Annotated in this window: 13 protein-coding genes; 6 read left to right on the forward strand and 7 right to left on the reverse strand. The window is 48.5% G+C overall.

Annotated features, from left to right (window positions below; all coding sequences use genetic code 11):
* Positions 1 to 399 precede the first annotated feature (399 nt).
* Together NDI52_RS25340 and NDI52_RS25345 are read left to right on the forward strand one after the other, a co-directional pair.
* Positions 400 to 660 (forward strand): hypothetical protein, encoded by a 261-nt coding sequence (locus tag NDI52_RS25340; protein WP_190772782.1) that lies wholly within the window; start codon positions 400 to 402, stop codon positions 658 to 660.
* A 555-nt stretch (positions 661 to 1215) separates the two neighbouring features.
* Entirely contained in the window at positions 1216 to 3492 is a 2277-nt protein-coding gene (locus NDI52_RS25345) for a hypothetical protein (RefSeq protein ID WP_190772783.1), read from the forward strand.
* Between the two features lie 226 nt (positions 3493 to 3718).
* On the opposite strand, the gene NDI52_RS25350 is transcribed toward NDI52_RS25345, so the two are convergent.
* From NDI52_RS25350 to NDI52_RS25360, 3 genes are all read right to left on the reverse strand, one after another.
* Positions 3719 to 4636: a DMT family transporter gene (locus NDI52_RS25350; RefSeq protein ID WP_190789544.1), complete on the reverse strand. Its 918-nt coding sequence runs from the start codon at positions 4634 to 4636 to the stop codon at positions 3719 to 3721.
* A gap of 440 nt (positions 4637 to 5076) precedes the next feature.
* Positions 5077 to 6057, reverse strand: a complete 981-nt coding sequence (locus NDI52_RS25355) for a nucleoside hydrolase (protein WP_190772785.1) — start codon at positions 6055 to 6057, stop codon at positions 5077 to 5079.
* 76 nt (positions 6058 to 6133) lie between these two features.
* On the reverse strand, positions 6134 to 7534 hold the full coding sequence (locus tag NDI52_RS25360; RefSeq protein WP_190789545.1) for a nucleoside transporter C-terminal domain-containing protein: 1401 nt from the start codon (positions 7532 to 7534) through the stop codon (positions 6134 to 6136).
* 181 nt (positions 7535 to 7715) lie between these two features.
* Here NDI52_RS25360 and rbsK point away from each other — a divergent pair, with 181 nt between their 5' ends.
* Entirely contained in the window at positions 7716 to 8633 is a 918-nt protein-coding gene (gene rbsK, locus NDI52_RS25365; protein ID WP_190772787.1) for a ribokinase, read from the forward strand.
* A 165-nt stretch (positions 8634 to 8798) separates the two neighbouring features.
* On the opposite strand, the gene NDI52_RS25370 is transcribed toward rbsK, so the two are convergent.
* The gene (locus NDI52_RS25370) at positions 8799 to 12182 is read right to left on the reverse strand and encodes an ATP-binding protein (RefSeq protein ID WP_190772788.1); all 3384 of its coding nucleotides are present in this window, start codon (positions 12180 to 12182) and stop codon (positions 8799 to 8801) included.
* Between the two features lie 1005 nt (positions 12183 to 13187).
* Here NDI52_RS25370 and topA point away from each other — a divergent pair.
* The 3 genes from topA to NDI52_RS25385 all read left to right on the forward strand — a co-directional run bounded on the left by topA (position 13188) and on the right by NDI52_RS25385 (position 17472).
* Positions 13188 to 15452 carry a type I DNA topoisomerase gene (topA, locus tag NDI52_RS25375; protein WP_190772789.1) on the forward strand — a complete coding sequence of 755 codons (2265 nt, stop codon included), beginning with the start codon at positions 13188 to 13190 and terminating at the stop codon, positions 15450 to 15452.
* A 226-nt stretch (positions 15453 to 15678) separates the two neighbouring features.
* The gene (locus tag NDI52_RS25380; protein WP_348256548.1) at positions 15679 to 16899 is read left to right on the forward strand and encodes an MFS transporter; all 1221 of its coding nucleotides are present in this window, start codon (positions 15679 to 15681) and stop codon (positions 16897 to 16899) included.
* Between the two features lie 60 nt (positions 16900 to 16959).
* Entirely contained in the window at positions 16960 to 17472 is a 513-nt protein-coding gene (locus NDI52_RS25385) for a 2'-5' RNA ligase family protein (RefSeq protein ID WP_190772791.1), read from the forward strand.
* 227 nt (positions 17473 to 17699) lie between these two features.
* Here NDI52_RS25385 and NDI52_RS25390 read toward each other — a convergent pair whose 3' ends face one another.
* From NDI52_RS25390 to NDI52_RS25400, 3 genes are all read right to left on the reverse strand, one after another.
* Positions 17700 to 18068 carry a response regulator gene (locus NDI52_RS25390; protein ID WP_199308056.1) on the reverse strand — a complete coding sequence of 123 codons (369 nt, stop codon included), beginning with the start codon at positions 18066 to 18068 and terminating at the stop codon, positions 17700 to 17702.
* Between the two features lie 239 nt (positions 18069 to 18307).
* Positions 18308 to 20869: an ATP-binding protein gene (locus NDI52_RS25395; protein WP_190772793.1), complete on the reverse strand. Its 2562-nt coding sequence runs from the start codon at positions 20867 to 20869 to the stop codon at positions 18308 to 18310.
* A 762-nt stretch (positions 20870 to 21631) separates the two neighbouring features.
* Complete coding sequence (locus NDI52_RS25400; protein WP_242045929.1) at positions 21632 to 21985, reverse strand: response regulator; 354 nt, start codon at positions 21983 to 21985, stop codon at positions 21632 to 21634.
* Positions 21986 to 22785 lie beyond the last annotated feature (800 nt).

The following is a 22785-nucleotide window of genomic DNA, read 5'->3' on the forward strand; positions in this document are numbered from 1 at the left end:
AGCTGCTTGGTCGCTGGGGCTAAGGGTCAAAACTGGAGGGCGGAGTCCAGGCATAATCTTAGGGAGCAGTGCAACCCTCTAATCATAGGCAAACTTAAGCCGCTGAGTACTAGTACATTTAATAGAGTTGAGTTATTTAGGATGTGCCTTCAATCACCTATCATTCTTTTTGCGAGAATGATGGCGATGCTGCGACTCCCACAAAAAGAATGACAGGTTATTTTGTTTGTGCTTCTCAGCGGCTTGTTAAGAGGTTAAATCTTGGGAAATTTGCAAAGAAAGGTAAAGTCTTTCTTCCTAAGTTTTAAGTATCTATACGGTTTTCTTTGCTCTTCTAGAAAAACGTCAGAATTGAGATGAGGAATGCTTCCACGATCGCCACAGATGAGAGGCAATACTATGAACAGCCCCCTTAATTCAATAGAAACGGAGCCGCAGTCTACACAAAGCCCATCCCCCGATGAGCTTCAGGAGAACATGAGTGAGGAACTTGAAGAATCCTCTACTACCGTAAAGGATGAGTTAGAGCGTCTAGAATCTCGCCTTGAAGTTGTTGAAGATCAGTTGTCTCATCTAAATTCCAATTCCTGTTTAAAGGTTTCGAATCCACGGATGGCCGCTTTTCACCATGTTTATGATCCTGCCCATCGCACTTGGTAAAGAAAATGGGCAAAATTAAACATAAAATCTAAAAGACTGTACCACCCGTTTCACGAGCAACACAGGTTCTGGCTTTTTGTTCAATTGAATTACAGCGCTTTGCGCTTGAATCAGCCACGCTTGTTTTTGTGAGAGCTGCGCGGCTCTAGCTCTCACAAAAACAACCAGGTTTAAGCGCTTGAAAAGCGTTGTAAGCCTACATATGCAATGCAGCTCAGTCAGGACTTACGCATTTGTGTTGTGGGTGGGGTGCTTCGCACCCCACCCACAACACAAATGCGCTACAGATAGCGGACTTGCGTAAGTCCTGTCAGTATGAGACAAAAAATAAACTATCTCTAAAACCCAAATTTTTCGCTATGAGGGCAAAGCTGCCATAACGGAAAAGCTGGGGTTTAAGGGTTTTGTCCTGCACTGAGCGATACAGATACAAAACTAGAGATGCTAGAAAACTGTGTGAATGGTTGTTCTGGCACTTTTGGAGTTAGGAATCGTCTGGTGATGTAGTGTATCCAAATCTTTAGACATACACGGTTCATTACAACGAGAAATTTTATGGTGAGCGTGCAAATACAGCCCCGCTGGTTGAGTGGGGTGATGGCCCTTTGTCTGATGGGACCGCTTGCTTCGGCTTGGGTGCCTGTACAGGCACAGGGTCCTATCCAGGCGCAACCTGTAGTCTGTGCAACAGAGCGGCAGCAAGTGATACAGGGAGCCTTGCTCGATATTCAAAACGAATTTGAGCGTGAACTACGGAAACAGAATTATCCTCAGGCTGGGCAAACCCTGGGCGATTTTTTTGAGGCAACTCGTCAGTTAGATGAGCAAACGCGGGCAGGTTATCTAACTTTGTTTTTGTTAGAGGAATCAAATCAGCAATATGCTCAATGGCGGCAATTAGTTGATTACTCGGTTAAAACAAAAGACACAACGGCGATCGCTCCTGCTCTCACTGCGGCAGTCGAGGCGACCCAAACCCTGAGTAGTGGGCATAGTTTTTCTAAAACTCGCCTCTTTACAGTTCTGGCGGGTATTTATACAGAACTGGGCTATCCAGAATCCGCGTTAACACTTTTGAACCAGGCTCTACAGGCCAGCCAGACAATTCGTGGAGCGGAATTTCAGACCAATGCTCTGGCCCCTCTGGCAGAAGCCTACTTAAAGATTCAGGAACCCGTGCGAGCAATGACCGTTCTTGATCAGACACGAGCCATTGCAGATCAGGTCAATGATCCAGCTTACCCAAGTCGGCGGGGACGGGCTTTAGGGCAGGTGGCAGTTGTCTACGCCAAGGCCGATCAAGTTGGAACAGCGCTGGACTTGGCTGAGCAGATTAAAAATGATCCCGAAAATCAGGGTTACGTGCTGCAAGCAGTCGCGGAAGCTTACCTCCGGGCGGGAGATCGAACGACCGCCATGAACCTGACCGGTACGATTGCATCCCCTGCGGTACGAGCCGCAACATTGCTCAAAATTGCCGAGTATGAAGCCAGTCAGGGTAATTCTGAGCAGGCTGCGGCGTTATATGCCCAGGTTGGGGAAATGTCTCCAGAAGAGATTGGGATTTTAAATCCATTTATCGAGGGCTATGCTCAGCTCCAACCTGAGACAGCCTTGAGGGTGGCTCGTGCTTTGTCAAGGCCAGAACAACGATTCTCTGCTCTATCGACTGTTTCACTAGCCTACCGACAGGCTGGAAACGCAGAGCGGGCAGATGCCGTCGTTGAAGAAATGGTAGCGGCTGCCCAGCAACTTCCAGAGGATTGGCAAGGTTTCAACATTAGCCGTGAGGTGGAACGGGCGATCGCAATCCAGGCGTATGACCAGGCGATTCGTCTGGCCCTAGTTCCCGATCCGGCGCTCCCCTACTACTCGCGAGGGCAGGTGCTGGCTGACATTGCCTATCGTGCTGCGGAGGCGGGGAATGATGCCAGCGTAAGCCAGGCACTCGCGGCGATCAATCCAGCAGAGGTGGAGATCCGTACTCTTGCCTTGGAATCTGTAGCACAGGTTTATGTGCGAGCCAATCAAGTGGATCGGGCATTAAGCTTGGCCGAGCAGATCGAAGCAGCCTATACGGCTTACCGGATTCGGGTTGTGGCAGCGATCGCCGGGGAAGTGTACCGCATCGGTGGTATCGATCCAGCTACACCGTTGTTTGATCAGGCACTTCAACAAACGCGGGCCTTGTCTCGGCCCGAGGATAAGGTGATAGCATTGGGGGCGATCGCCCTGGCCTACAGCCGCACCGGTCAGATCAGCCAGGCACAGGAATTGATCGATCAGATGAAACCCATCGTGCCAAGCTTTACGGAACCGTATTTAGCAACAGCGGCTTTAAAGCCTCTGGTGGAAAAGTTTAGCGCGACTGACCAGCATGTCATTGCTCTGCAACTGGCTCAGTTGATACCGGAAACTAGCCCGCGTAGTTATACGCTTGAGGCGGCGATTGAGCAAGCAATTGATGCTGAGCAGTATGGGTTGATTCCACCTATGTTGGATGGGCTGGAGTTGCCGGAGACACGGGCACGATGGTTGTTGGTACTGAGCGATCGCTATCGCCAAACGGATCAAGCCGTGGAAGCTTTAGGAGCACTGACACAAGCTCTAGAGGTAACACGTACCGTGGCAGATCCAGAAACCCGTGTTTTGGTGTTTGGAACAGAAGGAGCAACGGTAGTAGAGGATGATTTTGATCGGGCCAGTTTACTGGAAAAAATTGCCCTGCGTTATGTGTTGATGGGGCGACGACCTCAAGCGCTCCAGGTGACGGCACTGATTCAGGATCAGGCAAATCGCGATCGGGTAAATCAGCGGCTTCGCTGTTGGTAGGAGCACAAGTTATACCTCACCAGTATTGTGGGCATGGCCCAGAGCGTCACGCCCACAATAGCTGGCCAAACAAACCTTAAGGATCTCGTACAAAATAAGACCCTGATTTTTGAGGAAAGCTCGACATAGTCGAGCCTTCCTCAAAAATCAGGGTCCTATTAAATTCACGCTCTTAAGGGATTGATGGTGTGTGCGAAGCACGCCACATCAATCCCTTAACGAATTATCAGCTGGAACGGGCGATCGGCGCTTTTTTCCCCAGAGCAACCATGACTACCACAATGAGAGCTGTACCAATCGTCATCGGTGTGACTGTCTCATGGAGCAAGAACGCAGAGGCAAAGAGGGTCAAAAAAGGTTGCAACAGCTGCACCTGACTAACACGGGCAACACCGCCGATCGCCAACCCATGGTACCAGGCAAAAAAGCCCAAAAACATACTAAACACACTGACATAGCCAAAGCCCAACCAGGCTTGAAGCGAACCCTGTATCCCATGATTGATTACGCTGAAGGCAACCGGCACTGCCAGAAACGGGGCAGATAACACCAATGCCCAACAAATTACTTGCCATCCTCCTAATTCGCGGGATAAGCGGCCACCTTCGCCATAGCCAATAGCCGCTGCGATCACCGCACCCAACAATGCCAGATCTGCCAGTTGCAGGTGCCCCCCACCCGATAGGATGGCAAACCCAACGACGATCGCACTACCTAGACTGCTGCATACCCAGAAAGCTGGAGAGGGGCGATCGCCTGTCCGTAATGCTCCGGCTAACGCTGTCGCCAGGGGTAAAATGCCCAATACAATTGCACCGTGGGAAGCTGGTAAGAATTGCATGGCCCAGGCAGAGAGCAGAGGAAAACCGACAATGACTCCCAGTCCGATAATTCCCAGGCTGGCTATATAACGACGAGCGGGAAGCGGTTGCCGAGTTACTTTTAGCAACACAGCCGCGAGCATTGCTGCCACGACAGCCCGCCCCAAGCCAACGACGGTGGCCTCCAACTCTGCTACGGCCACACGAGTCGCTGGCAACGTCAGGCTAAACGTTAACACCCCTAAAAAACCATAGAACAGCCCCAGAGTTTCGGGATGAATGTCCTTCAGGGTATGTCGGTAAGCAACGAATCGATTTCCCATGGTTGTTGGCAGTGTGATGCGCTGTTACCAGCTCAAAATTGAGAAACCTACAATGTGTTTCTTTATTTTTTAGAACATGACAGTGTATAACTGCTTGAGCTTAGCGAGATGGATTGAGTCTTTGCAAGGGCCAATTTCTACCTGTTGTAGCAAACCACTTTGGTACGATTGGCGTACTCAGCCCCATTAAATATAGGACTTAAAAGGCTGTGCCCTTGAATCAACCACGTTGTTTTTGTGAAAGCCGCGCTCTGCGTGGCTCTCACAAAAACAACCAGATTTAAGCGCTTGAAAAGCGCTGTACGTTTAAGTGCAACCACTTACTCTGTTATTTGGGTCATGTTTCAAATACATGGATGGGGTGTGGTGAAAGAGGCACAAAGTGTCCTTTTCACCACACCCGCAGAACACTACCGTTACGTGGAAAAGCTGGTTGAGTATTAATCCTGGACCAACTTTTTCAGATCCTCAACCATCACGGCTAGTAAATCAACACTTCTGGTTTGAAGCGCAACCCAGGCATTGGCCGATTGCTTTGCACTATGACGGCGATCGAATAATGTTTTCCCTCGTGTCCAGGTTCCCTGCATTTCAATTTCTACCTTTGCTCGCTGAAAGTGCAGCATTTCAGGGTAGAACAAATAAGCCAATGTTGCGGCATCATGCACCAGAAACCCAGAAACTCCCTTTGTTTCACGGTAGGCCAAGGCCGTGCTCGTCATAAATTCACAGAGCGGCACGATGAATTGAGAAATTTTATTTTGTGGGTTTACCTGGCTGACTTGTCTGGCCATCTCTGGCGTAAAGATCAGGTGATGCGTCACATCAAGCGGAATGACAACTAAGTCATCCCGGCTGTTCAACACGACGTTCGCCGCTTCTGGATCAAACGCAATATTAAACTCGGCTTCAGGTGTCACATTTCCCCACGTTTGAAAGGCTCCCCCCATGATCACAATTTCTTTGGCATTTTTGAGAATGCCGGGTGACTTTTGTTCTGCGGCTGCCAGATTGGTGAGGGGGGCGATCGCAACGATCGTAATTTCCCCCGGCATCTGATTGAGTTTCTCAATCAAAACCTCATCAGATGGACGGGCTGTCTCAAAGGATTGGCTCACCTCAGGTAGCGTATGGGACAAATTCCCCATCCCATCTGCTCCATGGATGTGAGCCGCATCTTCAATCTCGGCTCCCGGTTGCCCCACGCCTCGACCGACTTCTACAGCATCAAAGCCGCCTGCAACAAGCAGCTTGCTGGCCCCCAAAAAGGTGTTGCGTGCATTCACATTGCCGGCTGAAGCGGTGACTGCAACAATATCCGCTAATCCCTGTTTCGCTAAACTCTGCAACCACAGCAGCGCAAACGAATCATCACCACCCGGATCAGTATCTAAGATAATTTTGGGTTTATCGAGTTGCATGATTGTGAATTGGAGTTCCTTGAGGGATAACTTTTTTGTGCTCGTATCGCATACGGAATAGCTCTTTGAAGAAGAATTAGAGCAATAACCCAGCGATCGCAGCGGTGATAAAGTTGCATAACGTTCCAGTCAGCATGGCTCGGAAGCCCAGCTTGGCAAGGTCTGGAATTCGTTTGGGTGCAATTCCGCCAATACCACCGATTTGCTGACCAATTGACGAAATATTTGCAAAACCACAGAGCGCAAAGGTCGCGATCAGGATTGATCGTTCAGAAATTGCCCTGGCTTCTACCATGCCTCTCAAATCAACATAGGCAACGAACTCATTAATAATCGTTCTTTTACCGAGCAGAACCCCAACTTGCCCGGCATCTTGCCAGGGAACTCCCATGAGGAAAGCGAGCGGAGCGAGCAGCAAAGATAGTAGCCATTCCAGGGAGAGTTGGGGAAATCCAACCAATCCACCTAACCAGCCCAGAATAGCATTCAAAAATGCGATAAGTGCCAGGAATGCAATCAAAATGGCAATGATATTGAGAACCAGCTTCATCCCTTGAATAGCGCCATCTGCGATGGCAGCGATCGGGTTATCAATAGATTGTTCTGATTTGATTTCTTCGTCTTCCTGTAAACGTTCTTCAATTACATCTTCTGTATTAGCGTCTGGATCAATATCTCTGCCGACATCGTCATTCGGATACCGGGCCATCGTTGCTGCAGGAGCACCAGGATTCGGGCCAGCAATCTCATCTCCTAATGATTTGGTATGCTCTCTACGATTCACAGGCAATACCGCACTTCTTTCCTTTCTGTTTGATCGATAGCGAGACCTTTCTAGCTCTGGATACACAATTTTTGATATAGCTAACGCACCCGGCGCATTCATTACAGTTGCTGAAATCAAGGCTTGTGCAGAAAGCCCAAACCCAATGAAGGCGGCTAGCACACTTCCAGCAACCGTTGCAAATCCACCCACCATAACGGCATGAAGTTCTGATTCCGTTAGATGGTTGATAAACGGCTTAATCAATAAGGGAGCCTCTGTCTGCCCGACAAAAATATTGGCCGCACAGGATGTTGTTTCAGGACCTGAAGTTTTCATAGTTCGCTGCATAACCCAGGCGATGCCACTCACAAGCCGCTGCAAGATGCCGTAATAGTAGAGCAGGCTAATAAAGGCAGAAAAGAATATGACCGTAGGCATTACCTTAAAGGCAAAGAATATGTCTCTAAAATTTTCACCAAAGACAAACTCCGCCCCTGCATCTGAAAAATTCAGAAAGGCGGTCACTAAATTACCAATTCCATTAAATAGGTGAAAACCAACTCCTGTTCTTAACACAAACACGCCAAACAGAAATTGCAGCGCAAAGCCCCATACAACAGTACGCCACTGAATAGCTCTACGGTCAACGGATAATAGATAGGCAAGCCCAAAAAATACCAGGATGCCAATCAAAGAGATAAAGCGTTCCATCTACTTTTAACCGTATGTTATGGATTCGTTCACACAATTCAATATTGCGATCTCTAAGATTATAGAAACAGCAACCTGAAGATTAGATATGAGAAATAAAGCAGGAAATTTGAGGCGAAAAGTGTAAAATCAACACCGAATAACTAATAATTAAAGTATTCCTATTTAATTCTCCTCTATCATGAGTGTGATTATTTTTGGCAGTATTAACATGGATTTGGTCGCCCGCACGCCACGGCTACCAGCTCCCGGTGAAACGTTAACTGGACATACATTTGAAATGATTCCGGGAGGTAAAGGAGCAAATCAAGCGGTTGCTGTAGCGCGCTTGGGAATCCCTACAACTCTGGTTGGGCGTGTAGGAAATGATAGCTTCGGCCAAACACTACTACAAGGGTTAAAAACTGACAGAATTGCATGTGACCCTGTTTTAGTCGATCATTCAACCCATTCGGGTGTTGCTGTTATTGCTGTTGATGACGCCAGCGAGAACAACATTATTGTGATTCCAGGAGCTAACGGCAATATTGAAACTTCAGATGTTGATCGGTTGCGATCGCTACTTCCTCAGTTTCAAGTTTTGTTACTTCAGCTTGAAATTCCGTTACCTGCTGTCATATCGGCAGCTCAAGCTGCCAAAGAAGCTGGCGTAACCGTCATTCTCGACCCCGCTCCAGCCCAATCTAATTTACCTGCCGAACTGTATCCTCTCATTGATATCATTACTCCCAATCAGGTTGAAACCAGTCAACTGGTTAGCTTTCCAGTTAAAGACTTAGAAACTGCGCATCAGGCTGCACTGGTTTTACAGCAACGAGGTGTACAAACCGTGATCACAAAATTGGGTAAGCTAGGGGCACTGTGCTTAACAGGGTCTGAAACCTTGCAAGTTCCCATCTTTCCAGTACAAGCCGTTGACACTGTTGCTGCGGGTGATGCTTTTAATGGGGGGCTAGCCGCAGGTTTAGCAGAAGGTCTTCCGCTAGCGCAAGCAGTGACTCAGGCCACCGCAGTTGCAGCGCTCTCTGTTACAAAAGCAGGTGCTCAGCCCTCGCTGCCAACGCGCGAGGAGCTCAACACATTTCTGGCTCAGCACTAGTAGGCTGCGGCCTAAGTTCACAACCTATGTTTTGTGTGGGGTGCGAAGCACCCCACACAAAACATAGGTGATGGATTTCCGCCTCAGCGTACTAGTTTAATCGGTTGCAGGTTCCCCTTCCATCCACCTATTGAAACGTCATTCTAAAACAGGTATTGCAATAGCTCAGCGAGACGCGCCTATAGATGATGGCGTTGGTATCATGACAAGCTTAGCGATCGCCCTTACCAATGCTTCCGGGTCCACAGGTTTCGAGAGATGCAGCTGAAATCCTGCTTCAAGGGCTTGCTTCTGGTCATATTCCCCCGCGTAGGCGGTGAGGGCAAGTGCAGGTAAAGGAGTTTTTGCCTGTTGGGCTTCTTGCGATCGCACCTGTTGCATGAGCATATACCCATTCACCTCGGGCATACCGATATCGCTTAGAAGGACATCTGCCTTGGTATGTTCCAGCAATTGCAGTGCAAATACCGCAGAGGAGGCTGTTGTAACCGTTGCTCCCGCCTGTTCCAGAACATAGCAAACAAAATCGCGGCTGTCGTCTTCGTCATCCACCACAAGCGCATGAATCCCGTGCAAAGCCAAATCGGCAGCAAATGAGGTTATATCGGAAGGCCCATCGAACTCTTGTTTTAATTCACATAACACGGGTAGTTTAACGGTAAATGTTGCACCCTGGCCTTCACCTGCACTCTCAGCCCATACCGTTCCTCCATGTAACTCCACCAAATGCCGAACGATCGCCAAACCTAAGCCCAATCCTCCAAATCTGCGGGTCGTCGTGCTATCAGCTTGCCGAAAATAATCAAACACATAGGGCAGAAACTCCTGAGAAATACCTCGGCCTGTATCTTGCACAGTAATGAGTGCATCAGAACCCACCTGAGTTAAGCACACTTCAATTCGCCCTGCCGGATCAGTAAACTTAACCGCATTGGATAGCAAATTCCAGACAATTTGTTGGAGCCGGGTTTTGTCACCCAGCACGTGCCCAGCCTGAGTATCTAACTGGGTTTGGATTGTGATGTTTTTTGCAAAGGCGGCAGCTTGTACCGTTTCAATGGATGCCTGAATGACAGAGGCCAAATCTATACGCACCATCGTGAGGCTAAGTTTGCCCCGTAAAATGCGCGAGACATCCAACAAGTCTTCAATCAGTTGCGACTGTAAGTTGGCATTGCGTTCGATGGTGGCGAATGCTTTTTGTAAGGTAGGTTTGTCAAATTCACGGGTTTGTAGCAGTTTGGCCCATCCCAGAATGGGGTTGAGGGGCGATCGCAACTCATGGGACAACACCGCTAGGAATTCATCTTTAATACGATTGGCAGATTCAGCTTGCTCACGGGCCAGACGCTCCCGAGTCAACAGTTGCTCGCGTTCCTGTTCCATTTGCTTGCGTTCTGTCAGATCGAGTACAAAGCCAATCACCTGGTTTGACGCTTCTTCAATCAATGCACAACCCATTAGCACAGGTACACGGCTACCGTCTTTACGGATGTATTCCTTCTCAAAGGGAGTACACACGCCCTGAGTTTTGAGTTCATGCACAGAGTGCTGACTGATAGCTCTAAACTCCGGAGGCGTCATTGTCTTCCATCCGATGCGATTGCAACGCAAATCCTCACGGGTATAGCCAATGATTTGTAGAAATGCGTCATTTGCTTCCAAAACTGAGCCGTTTAGATCCGCCAGAATCACACCGATCACATTTGATTCCACTAGACGACGCATTTTAGCTTCGCTCTGGCGTAATTCAACTTCGGCCTGATCGCGCTCTGCGGTACGGGCTATGAGGCGATCGCGCATAGTCCCAAAGGCGTGAGAAAGGTGCGCTACTTCTGTAATACGACTGCGTGGAAGGGGAGCCTGGCGATCGCCCAATGCCAGTTGCTCGGTAGCATAGGCCAGGGTACTGAGCGGTTTTGTGAGCCTGCGAGCAATTAATAAGCCAATGAGTAGGGCGATCGTTGCAATAATAATCAGGGTGACAAAGTCACGGTTACGCCGTGTATTCAGTGCCCGTAAAACATCCGCTACCGGACGTTCTACGATCACTCCCCACCCTAGCTTTGGCACATGGGCATACCCAGCCAATTGCCAGGATGACGAATCCCAGTAATGTATCCCCCCATAGCCCGTGGTTGGATTAAGTACTGCTGCTACCGGAGGCGATGCTGAATAATCGGCGAACTCATTTACCAGGGCTGTATTCGGATGGGCAACAACCCGTCCCAGGTCATCCACTAAATACGCTTTCAAGTTCGCTGTACCGGAGGTTTCTACTAACTGTTTCGTCACCTCTGTAGCCTCAATGGCCCCCGACACCACCCCAGCAAACTCTCGATTACGGGTATACAAGGGGCTTAAAAAGACGAAAACAGGTTTGCCGATAACGCGTCCGACACGAATGCTGAGCGTTGGTTCTCCCGTCCGGCGCGCAGTCTGAAAGGAGGAGCGATCGGCAATAGAAGGCCCTAAAGGGCGATTGTCACTGCGGGCGATCGCATTGCCTCCTGCATCGTAGGTGGCCAGAACGACGAAATCGGTATAGGTCTGGTTAATCAACCGTAAAAAGTTTCGCTGCTCCGTTGGAGACATGCTGGCCAAATTAGGTTGTTGCGCGAGTGCATGGACAGCTGCCCGATGTAAGCTCACATAACTGGCAATATCTTGGGATAAAGCTTTGGCAAGCGTTTGTTGCAGCGCCAGCGCTTGCTGAATGACGGTCTGCTCCTGAGGGAGGGTCACGAGGGTCACTGCCGTCAGGAGGGGCAACACGACTACACTGACCAGAGTGACAGCTAGTTGAGTTTGCAGAGAGCCCGGATCGACCCGTCGCAGCCAGGGGGAGAGCCATGGCAAAAGGGCCAATAGGCTACCCAGTCCACCATAGTAGAGAACAGAGTTCCAGGTGGGAGCTCCCAATCCAATCGTCCACGCCCACATGACCCCACCGGCTATTAGATGAGCACATCGAAAGCACCAGGGTGGAGTCTTTGGATAAAAATAGGCAGCGAATAAGGCTAACCCGCCTACCAGGTAACCAATACCGTACCAGAGCAGATAGGGGCGAACCGGATCATAGAGGTGAGCCTCAAATTGAGGGTTGAAGGGGGCCAGCACAATCAAGCCATCTAACAGGCTTCGAGTGGCCATGATGAAGGCAAACAGATCAATTTGCCGGGGGAGGGATAGCCGCCAGGAGCTAGGAATCAGGGGGGCGATCGCAATCCCAATCCCTAAAAGGCTGAAGTCTACCAGTGCTGTCCAGGTGTTTGCCAAAAAATGCCCACGAGCAACCTGAAACAGTGCAAAAGCCACCATGAGGTGGGCAGCCATCAGAAACAGACGACGCGGTAGCAGGGTGATCGCCATAATCAGGGTTACCCCGGCAATGACTTGCCAGGCCCCTAACCAGGGCAATTGGGCTTGAATCGCAACAAATACATGAGTCTTGAGGGTATGAGGCAGCATCAGCATCAACATCCCTCGGACGACAATGTAAATCCCGATGAACCACTGTAAAGTGTCAATTCTGATGGGCTGTTTCATTCTCTGCTTCCACAAGGAAATATAGGCAATTTAGTGCAGCAGCAGATCTCCGCAGCCCTCAAAAAGGATTTTATTTGGCAAATAGCTAGTTTCAAGGTACTATTCAGCAATTCTTTGGTAGCAAGTGATGATGCTGGAACATCGAACACAAGCTTAATTCTCAGTCCAAAGAGAGCGGATCTTATCTACCCTTAGCAGGATTTACAGCGGACGAGCGACTTCACTAATTCCACATTCGCTACCACTGGATACTTTCGCCACATCAGTTAGTTCTGCCAGTAGAACCTACAGCACTTTGCGTTTGAATCAACCACGGTTGTTTTTGTGAGAGCCGCTCTTCGCGCGGCTCTCACAAAAACAACCAGATTTTGAATGCTTGAAAGCACTGTAATAGAAGAACTTTTAGGATTTAGGGTTATCTGTTGTTTTTTCAAAGCAGAAAATATTGTGAAGTAATGAGATCCTCTCAAATACTTAGGCAGCTTTAAAATTATGATGCAAACGTCATCTCAGATCGATTGGATAGAACCGTTTAAACACACACCAATCCGATGCGGAAAATGGAAAAAAAGAAGGAGTTAATTAGTACAGAATTACAACTTTCATTTCATTGATTTGTTCGAGAAGAATTAATGACGTGTTTACAACAGCATGAATACAATAATTAAGTTAACCTCAGTTCGGGATAAGCTGAAGTGCCCATTTTGGCGTGCGCAAAGCGCACGCCAAAATGAGCGTTTTCGAGTGCCGCGCGTTACGCGGCACTCGAAAACGCCCTTAACCCGAACTCAGGTTAAGTTAAGTGGGCATAGCTCAAGCAAAGTTATAAACCCTCCTCAATTGCCGAAGGACTCATTCGCCATCTGGGGGGAGAACATGCGCCCGTTCCATTCCACCTAACCACACATTTGAAATATCACCAAAGCACTAAGTATCCAGGCTTTTACATTTGTGCCACCAAGGCAGTTCGCGTGTACTATTAAAGCAGTGAGCTGCGGTTGGGCGATGGCAAATCTGTTGTTGATTGAGAGTCCAGGTAAATCTAAAAAGCTAAGCCAGATTCTGGGTCCAGGATGGATTGTCAAAGCCAGCATGGGGCACATTCGGGAACTGGCAAACGACGGAGAAGATGCCCTCGGATTTGACCTGGGCAACACCATCGACTGTCGCTATATTCCACGGGGCGATCGCGGCAAAAAGGTAATCGCCGACTTACGGCAGGCCGTGAAACAAGCCGAGGCCGTCTACATCGCCACTGATCCAGATCGAGAAGGGGAAACCATCGGCTGGCATTTGCAACAGGAATTGCGGATCAAGAACCCTCGCCGCGTAGTCTATAGCGAAATCACGCCTCAGGCAGTACGGGCCGCGATCGCCCATCCCCGTTCTCTGGATCAATCGCTCATTGCAGCAGGGCGCGCGCGCGATTGCCTGGACAAGTTGGTAGGTTATAAAGGCAGCAAGCATGTGGTTTGGAAGCTCAACATTGGAGCAAAATCCATGGGACGGGTGCAAAGTGCAACGTTGCACCTGCTGTGCCTGCGCGAGAAGGAGATTCAGGCATTCCAGCCTCAGGATTATTGGAGTGTCTGGGTGGAGTATGCAGAAGGATTCAAGGCGTTTTATCGGGCCAACTTGAAAGCGCTCAAGCCAGCGTCGGAGGAGGAACTGGATGATGCGGCAGCAGAAAAGAAGGGGCCAGAATCGGACCGGGTGACGAGCCAGGAAGAGGCAGATCGGTTAGTGGCGATCGCCCGCAACCATCCTCATCAAGTCGTCAAGGTAGACGGCAAAGTGACAACCCAGTCACCACCCCCACCCTTCATTACCTCCAGCTTGCAACAGGCCGCCGGAGCCAAGCTCAAGTTTAGCCCGGATAAGACTATGAAGGTAGCCCAATCCCTTTACGAGGCGGGCTTCATTACCTACATGCGAACGGACTCAGTGATGCTGGCAGCCCCCTTCTGCGATGCGGTGCGAGAGTATTTGGAGCGCAACGATCCAGACAATGTGCCCAGTACAACAACACGCCATCGGGCCGTGAAGGGTGCCCAGGAAGCTCACGAAGCGATTCGTCCGACGGATGTGAATCGGCTCCCAGCCCAGTTGAGTGGAGATGACGGTAGGCTATATGAGCTGATTTGGAACCGGGCGATCGCCTCTCAGTGCTGCCCCGCTCGTCTGCGCAAAAGCCGCATCCTATCGCGATCTGAGAATGCCCATTGGGAAGCCCGAGGGCAGATAGTCGAGTTTGCAGGCTACACCCGCTACTGGAATAACCTGAGTGCTGACACGCAACTACCCACTGTTCAGCAGGGGCAACCCCTGACATTGAAGCAAGCAGGCTCGGAGAAAAAGCAAACTCAGCCGCCACCCCGCTATACGGAGCCAAAGCTGGTGCAACTCATGGAACGTAAAGGGATTGGACGACCCAGTACCTATGCCCCCACCATCAAAACTCTGAAGGAACGGGACTATGTGCAGGTAAACAAGGGCAAACTCCACCCAACAGCTCTGGGGTTATCGTTGGATGGGGCACTGGAGGAGTTGTTACCTGACCTGCTCCAACCAGAATTTACAGCTCAGATGGAGTCTGCTCTGGATACGATTGCCCAGGGGCAGCAGGATTGGCAGGCTTATTTGACAACCTGGCATCAAACTTACTTTGCCCCTGCTCTAGAGAAAGCCCGTCAAATTCTGGGCTCAAGTGCCTCTCCTGGGCTACGAACTGAAAATTTCTCAGCATCAAAAGCAAAGCCAGCATCTACGAAGACTAAGAAAAGGTCTTCCAAGACCGCTTCGCCTCCGGAAATGGCTTCTGCCAAAGCTGGTGGTGCAATAGAGGAAATTTCAGAGGGACAGCATCGATCGCATGGGATCCCGACTCAAACTCCTTGCCCCAAGTGCCAGAACCCAATGCATAAGATTTCGTCCCACTCCAAAAAGATGAAGGCGGATCATTTCCTGAAATGTATTACTCCAGCCTGTGGCACGGTGATGTTCTGGAACCCTAAAAATAAGCGTTATGAGTTGCCCTATGCAGAGCGATCGCTCAGCCCCGATCGTTTTGTAGATCATCCATGCCCGGTTTGCGGTGCTTTGCTAGAACGCTACGTCTACACCAAAGAGGGAAAAGAAAAGGCGATGTTGCGCTGCTCCCTGCCAGATCATCGGCGTGATAAGTGTAAAGAGGTGGCATTTTTTGAGGGGCGTGATGGGTTCTGGTCACCCAAGTTTGGCACTCTGAAGCTGGAGACGTTGCATCGTTAAGGATCACGAACAAAATAACCTGTAATTCTTGTTGTGAGAGGGGCGGCTTTGCCGCCCCTCTCACAACAAGAATTACAGGTTAATAAATACACGATCCTAAGCTCGTTTTAGACATATTTTTTTCGTGCGCGACGCGCACGAAAAAAATATGTCTAGCAGAGTGTGAACGATGGAAACTCATGAATAAATACTTTGGGCAGTAGCCTGAATAAGCAATCGTACTGTATTGTCCTATTTTGATAATGCTGTCCTCGCCTTCATGAATCGCAATTTTTGGATTATTGCTCTCATTTCGCTGATCAACTCTCTGAGCCTCACCATTCTGATTCCCGTCATTTACTTGTACGGTAAGCAATTTGGCCTCAATGAGCTACAGACCAGCCTGCTTTTCGCAGCTTACTCCATCGCTCAATTTTTTGCGACTCCTATTATTGGCAGATTATCCGATCGGTTTGGGCGGAAGCCGTTGTTGATGATTTGCCTATTCGGCACTGTAATTGCCAACCTGATTGCCGGATTCGCCTCTGCTGCCTGGATTCTATTTCTAGCGCGATTTTTAGATGGCATCACAGGTGGAAATGCCTCTGTTGCCCAGGCTGTAATTTCTGATGTGACGACCCCGGCAACACGGGCACGAGGATTTGGCATCAATGGCGCAGCCTTTGGGCTGGGGTTTGTGTTGGGGCCTGCCATTAGCTTGTTGGCGCAGCAAATCTCTCTGGGAGCGGCGTTTCTGGTGTCAGGGGCGATCGCAGCCGTCGCCTTCGTAATCACCCTGTTCTTTCTTCCCGAAAGCTTACCAACACGAACTCAAGCCGGTAATCTGTTTGACTTAGGTTTGGCTTCACTCATTCGGGGGTTAACGTTGCCACGAATCGGGATTTTGTTGATTCTCAATTTTCTAATTGGTACAACCTTCACGATCTTTACCTTTGCATTTCAGCCCTATTTCATTCAGGTATTAAACCAGACAAACAAAGAACTAACGTTAATGTTCTTTACATTTGGTGTTTTAGGAGTTTTGATGCAGGCCTGGGGGGTAACAATATTAACCAAGCGTTTTAGCTTAGTTTCAATTCTATTCTTAGGTTTAGCCATTCGTAGTGTTTTCTTTATTTTGATGCCAGTTTGGCCCAACGTTGTTTATTTTGTTGTGGTTAGTGTTGTATTTTCCCTATTTAATTCCCTGGTACAACCGATGATCAACGCGTTGATTTCGTTAAACGCAAAACCAGAGGAACAGGGATTTGCATTGGGTCTAAATTCGTCTTATCTTGGGATTTCTAACGCCTTTGGTCCTGTTATTGCCGGGTTACTAATTCGTCAATCGAATCCAGCGACCTATTCACATCCGTTATATTTAGCAGGGGTCTTGACCTTCATTGTCTTGGTATTGGCGATCGCAACTCGCCAACGCTATCAAATTGAACCCCAGGCTGCGCCTTAAACACGGATGATGAACCCAGTCGTTGCATGAGAGATCTTCACCATCTGTGAAAGAAATGGTATGGCAAACGATCCACGGCCTCTGATTCTAACCCTCAAACTGGATACACCCGCCTTTGAGGTATTCAACACCATGCGGCAGCAGCACTTTCCGTCGGAGCGGAATTTTTTACCGGCCCACGTTACACTATTTCATGCCCTTCCGGGTCAACACCTTGAAGCTGTTTGCTCAACCCTGCGTGAAGTTTGCGCAGAAACAGCACCTTTATCTCTCTCGTTTCCAACGGTACGCTTTCTGGGTAAAGGTGTTGCGATTCAGGTGGAAGCTCCAGACTTGTTGCACGTTCACAAACGCCTCGCCGCTGTGTGGCAAGACTGGTTAACGCGACAAGATCAACAATCCTATCGACCTCACATTACTGTGCAGAATAAAGTTGATGCGGCAGTGGCGCGATCGCTATACAACCAGTTAAACCAGACCTGGCAGCCGTTTACGGGATGTGGTGAAGGGCTTCTGTTATGGTCTTACGAGGGAGGCCCATGGGCTCTAATCGAAGAATTTTTATTTATATAGAGTATTGCCCAGCACAGGCTAAAACCCTTAAAGCCTATATCATGTCGTGTTAAATGCACACAACAAAAAGCAATGTGACGCAAAGCGTCACATTGCTTTTTGTTGTGTGCATTTAACCTTATTTGTTATTACATCAAAATTCAGAGCCTCTGTTTTCGCCTAATGCCCAAAATAGAGGCTCTGAATTTTTATGCAATGTGCAAAATATAAATTTTGTCGTACAAGAACTAGCTACTAGGGGGGAGAATGGCACGAACCTGGTTGAGTAATTGAGTGATGTCTACAGGCTTCCGAATAAATCCATCAGCTCCTACATTAAAGCCGTCAGCGGCTGTAGGCTGGTCGTGTCCGGTTACCAGCACAATAGGAATAAAGGGGAGATTCGGATTTGCACGAATCTGCTGAGTGACCTCATAGCCGTTCATGTCAGGCATCATCACATCCAACAAAACCAGATCGGGAGGCTCAGCGGCGATTTTTTCTAAAGCTGCCGGACCGCTATCAACTACATCTACCTGATATCCCTCTGACTCCAAAAGAGTTTGCAGGAAGAAGGTGTTATCAGGGATATCATCAACAACCAAAATCCGATCCATTTCGATGCTTGGGGGGGGATACGGAGTGTTCATTTTACCGTGAGAGCAAATTTTCAACAGGGAAGGGATGTGCTCATTGTCGTTAATGTAACATCCTTTGCCCTCCTTCTAAAGGGAGGGGCCAGGTCTACTAGAAAAAATAAGCAGTATCCCTTAAGGTGTACATGAATAGCCTTTCATGCTGGGTTTCACACCCCATAATTCTGTAACAGTGCCCCGATCTTGAGCTTCTTCAGAGGTTATGAATGGGTAGGCAAGGTCACTGTAAAGATTGCGCCCTTGCCTTCTCCTGGGCTTTCGGCCTGAATGCTGCCGCCGTGTAGCTCAACCAGTTGGCGGGCGATCGCCAGACCTAAGCCCAGGCCCCCGTGTGACCTGGTATTAGAAGCATCAGCCTGACGGAAGCATTCAAAAATATAAGGTAGTGCCTCCGGCCTGATGCCCAATCCGGTATCGCTAATTTGCAGGCAGATGTTACTACTATTCTGCTTCAAAGCAACTTTGACAGACCCGTCTTGAGGCGTAAATTTGACGGCATTGGCTAATAGGTGTTCAAACACCTCCCGTAATCGGTCAGGATCGCCAGGAATAGGGGCGATCGCGTCAGGAATTTGGCTTTCCAGATGAATAGACTTACTTGCTGCTACTGGCTGTATGGTTTCTAGCACTTGAGTTAGCACCACTGGCAAACTCACCGGACTACAATTTAGAGCGATTTCTCCCCGTAGCAGACGAGAAATATCAAGCAAATTATCGATGAGCTGGGTTTGCAGGCGAGCATTGCGCTCAATTGTTTCTAAAGCGCGTTCTGTGACCGTGGCATCAAACTTACGACTTCGTAGCGCTTGCGACCAGCCCAGAATGGAATTAAGAGGAGTCCGTAATTCGTGAGAAACCAGACCTAAAAACTCTTCCTTCAGGCGGTTAGCCTGCTCCAACTTTTGAGTTTGCACCTGGAGGGTATTAACAGCGATTTGCAACTCTTGTCGTCGCTGGCTAACCTCTTCGACCAGGGCTTCCAAATCATGGCTCTGGCTTGCTAATTCGCGTTGCAGCCGATCGCGCACTCGATTAATAGCAATTAAATTGCCAATGCGAACTCGCAACTCTTCTACGGAAAAGGGTTTCATTAAGTAATCCTGTGCCCCCCAGCGCAGTAACTCAATCCGCAAATCCACATCCGATTTTGCCGTCAACATAACAACGGGAATGGTGTCCAGCTCTGGGTACGTGCGAAGCTGGTGGATAAATTGATCGCCGCTCAGGTAGGGCATCATGACATCACTCAGAATCAGGTCAGGCTGAAGGGCGATCGCCTGCTCCAACCCGTCCTTTCCATTGGAGGCAGTAGCGGTGCGGTAATCAGAAGCTAGAGTTGAGGTGATGAACTGATTCATTTCGGGATTGTCTTCGACCACCAGTACCAGAGGTTTACCTTCAGGTTGTACGGGGCCAGATTGACCAGCGGGATTAATCGTGCGAAGCTCTTCAACAATGAGATTGGCAATATCATCAGAGCTAGAAACAACGTAAGGAGATGTTGTTTCTTCTCCGGAAAGAGCATGAATGGGAAGTTCTACAGTGAACTGTGCGCCGCCATCGGGTGCATCCCCAACCGTAATCGTGCCACCCTGCAACGTGACAAACTCACGGGTAATGGCGAGACCGAGGCCGGTGCCACCGAACCGCCGTGTTGTGCCGCCTTCCCCCTGGCTAAACCGCTCAAAAATAGTTTCTCTCAACTCCACGGGAACCCCACAACCGCTATCCTGAACTGACAGGACTGCCCGTGGAAGTGGCTCGGAGTTGTCAGCCTCCACAGACTGCACCCGTAAGCGACAACGAATAGTGCCACCCTGGGGGGTAAATTTGAAGGCATTGGAAAGCAGATTCAAACATATCCGCTGGGTTTTGGCCGCATCAAGCTGCAATGGAAGCGACTCGGGAACATCAACAATAAAGGTAATTTGCTTCTCCTGAGCTATCCCATCAAAGTTGGCAGCCGTCAGGCGTACCAGATGAGCCAAGTCAACGGGAACATAAGTTACCGCCATTTTGTTGGCTTCTAGTTTAGACACATCCAGCAAATCGTTGACTTGCTTGAGAAGAAGGCGCGCATTACGCTCCACAATATCTAACGACTGGCGTTGCTCCGAGGGTAGGTCGGAACGGCTGAGTAAGGTTTCCAGTGGCCCCAGAATAAGAGCCAGGGGTGTGCGCAATTCATGGCTGACGTTGGTAAAAAACTGAGTTTTTAGAACGTCTAGTTCTTTCAGACGTTCGTTGAAAGCTTCTAGTTTGAGATTAGCGGTTTCTAAATGCGATCGCCGCTCCTCCGATAGCTTAGCGGCCTCGACCAGGGCTAAGGCCTGAGGCACCAGCATCGGCAGGATGACCGCCGTTGTTACAGAGGCGATCGCTGTCACTACTTTCAGTGCCCCTGACAACCAGTAGGTTGGGTGCCACAGCGTCCACACATCCATAAAGTGGGTGCTGGCGCAGGCCACAATAAATGAGCCAAAAGCCAGAAACATCCAGTGGAAGGGGATTTCTCGGCGAGTTTTATATACCAAGTAAGCCAGAGTTGCAGAGATCGCCACATAGGCGATTGCAATCAGCGAATCTGAAATGACGTGCATCCATACCAGACCCGGCCTCCACAAGTAGCAGTGCCCATGAGGGATAAACCCACTTACGGATAGGAGAGATTTCCAGCCTCCGGTAAAGGTGAGGAGAAAGGCGATCGCTCCCAGGGCTATCGCAACGGCATAACTAACATTGTTTTGACGGGTACTAATCATGAAATATTTGAGTCTGGAGGCGGGCTTTGTTCTGACTCATTCCCTATTCTGGCATTTTGCCCAAATAAACATATCTACCCTCACATCTTATTCAAGACTACAACTCCTCTGATCCAGCATCGCAACTCAAAACACCAATTTTGCCATCGTAAAGCAGCAGAATAGGTACAGCTCAGTCTTGAGCGTGGAACTACCTACCCACTAAAAGAAAAAATCACCCATGTTTTGAAAAGGGAGTAAGAAGTACCCTCCCTTCAAACATAAACAAGGGTATAGGAATTAATCCCTTCAAACTCTTTTCACATATTCCGGGCTTATACAAGCCTGCCATGTCTGGAGTATTTTTGTTATGGATGGTGTGTGAGACACATCCCCCATAACAAAAATACTTAAGTCCTAATTTCTATATACCTGTCTGAAGGAAATTGATTTCTCTTGCACTTGTAGCAGGACAAACCAATTATTTTAGCCTGAGTTCGGGTTAAGGGTATTTTCGAGTGCCGCGCAAAGCGCACACCAAAATGGGCACTTCAACTTATCCCGAACTGAGGTTATTTTAAGAGATTTTGCAAGAACTATAGCGGGTGCATCCCACTTTTGTAAGTGAGGCGGGCTAAGCCCGCCTCACTTACAAAAGTGGGTTTCCAAATCTGCAAAAGTGGGATGCACCCACTATAGCGAGGTAGGAGAGATGGATGCAGAACTTTTTCCTGTATCCATCTCTCCTACCTCACCAGATTGGAGAGGAATATGTTCGAATGATTAGGATGGCTTTAGAAAAGCTTCGATACGGCTCAATAGCTGATCAAAGTCAATGGGTTTACGAATAAAATCATTAGCTCCCAATGATAACCCTTGCCTTGCATCTGTTTCAGAATAGGCTGTCACTAGCAGAATAGGAATAGATGATAATGCCTGGTTCTGTCGAATTTGTTGGGTCACTTCATACCCACTCATGTCCGGCATCATAACATCCATGAGGATTAGAGCAGGTGGCGAATTTTCAACTTTTTCTAGAGCCGAATGACCGCTGTCAGCCACTTCAATGTTATATCCCTCTGCCTGCAAAAGGGTTTGCAGCAAAAACAAATTGTCAGCTGAGTCGTCTACGATCAAAATGTAGGGACTTGGAATGGAACACACAAAATACAGATTTTAGAAAGAGGATTGTTATACAAATATTATTATATAGCATGAGTTCAGGAGGTTTATGAAGGATCGATCTTGTCTTTATCATGAAGACAAAATCAATCCTTCATAAACCCTCCGGACTCTCTATCAAACGCTTGTTCTATAAGTACAAATATAGCCGCGCGATGATGGAAGTTTCGAAACGAGTTATCGTGATCTTCTCCAAATCACATCTAGCTTCAGACAGAAATATTTACTTTCACGTCTTTTACTAGCCCCAGAATCTATTTATAAAATAAGTGGATGTCATTAAACATAAAATCCTAAAAATCTTTGTCGCTCAATTTGCAGGTGAGACAGATTTTCGGAATTTTATATGGAATTGAGCTGGGTAACTCACCATCACAACCAAATGGCAAAAAGAATCGTAAATCTAGTTTTACTCTCAAGAAACTTATAGATTTTTATATAAGGAAATTAAGGGCGATCGCCCCGAACTCTCCAAGAGGCTCCTAAAACCATACCTAATTTCCCATAATTTCCCTCACCAAGCCAAATAGTAGAACGGCTTTGTTTAGTGAAGAGCTTACAGCTTATATCTGCACAAACCCAAAACTTGAAACTCCTATCTTTTTGTTGTCTTACAAAAAGAACAGGCGTTGCCGCATAGGTACATACAGCGCTTTTTAAGCGCTTAAAATCTGGTTGTTTTTGTGAGAGCCGCGCGGAGCGCGGCTCTCACAAAAACAAGAGTGGCTGATTCAAGCGCAAACCGCTATAAACCT

It is taken from the genome of Leptolyngbya sp. PL-A3, assembly GCF_039962325.1.
Taxonomy (GTDB): domain Bacteria; phylum Cyanobacteriota; class Cyanobacteriia; order Elainellales; family Elainellaceae; genus Vacuolonema.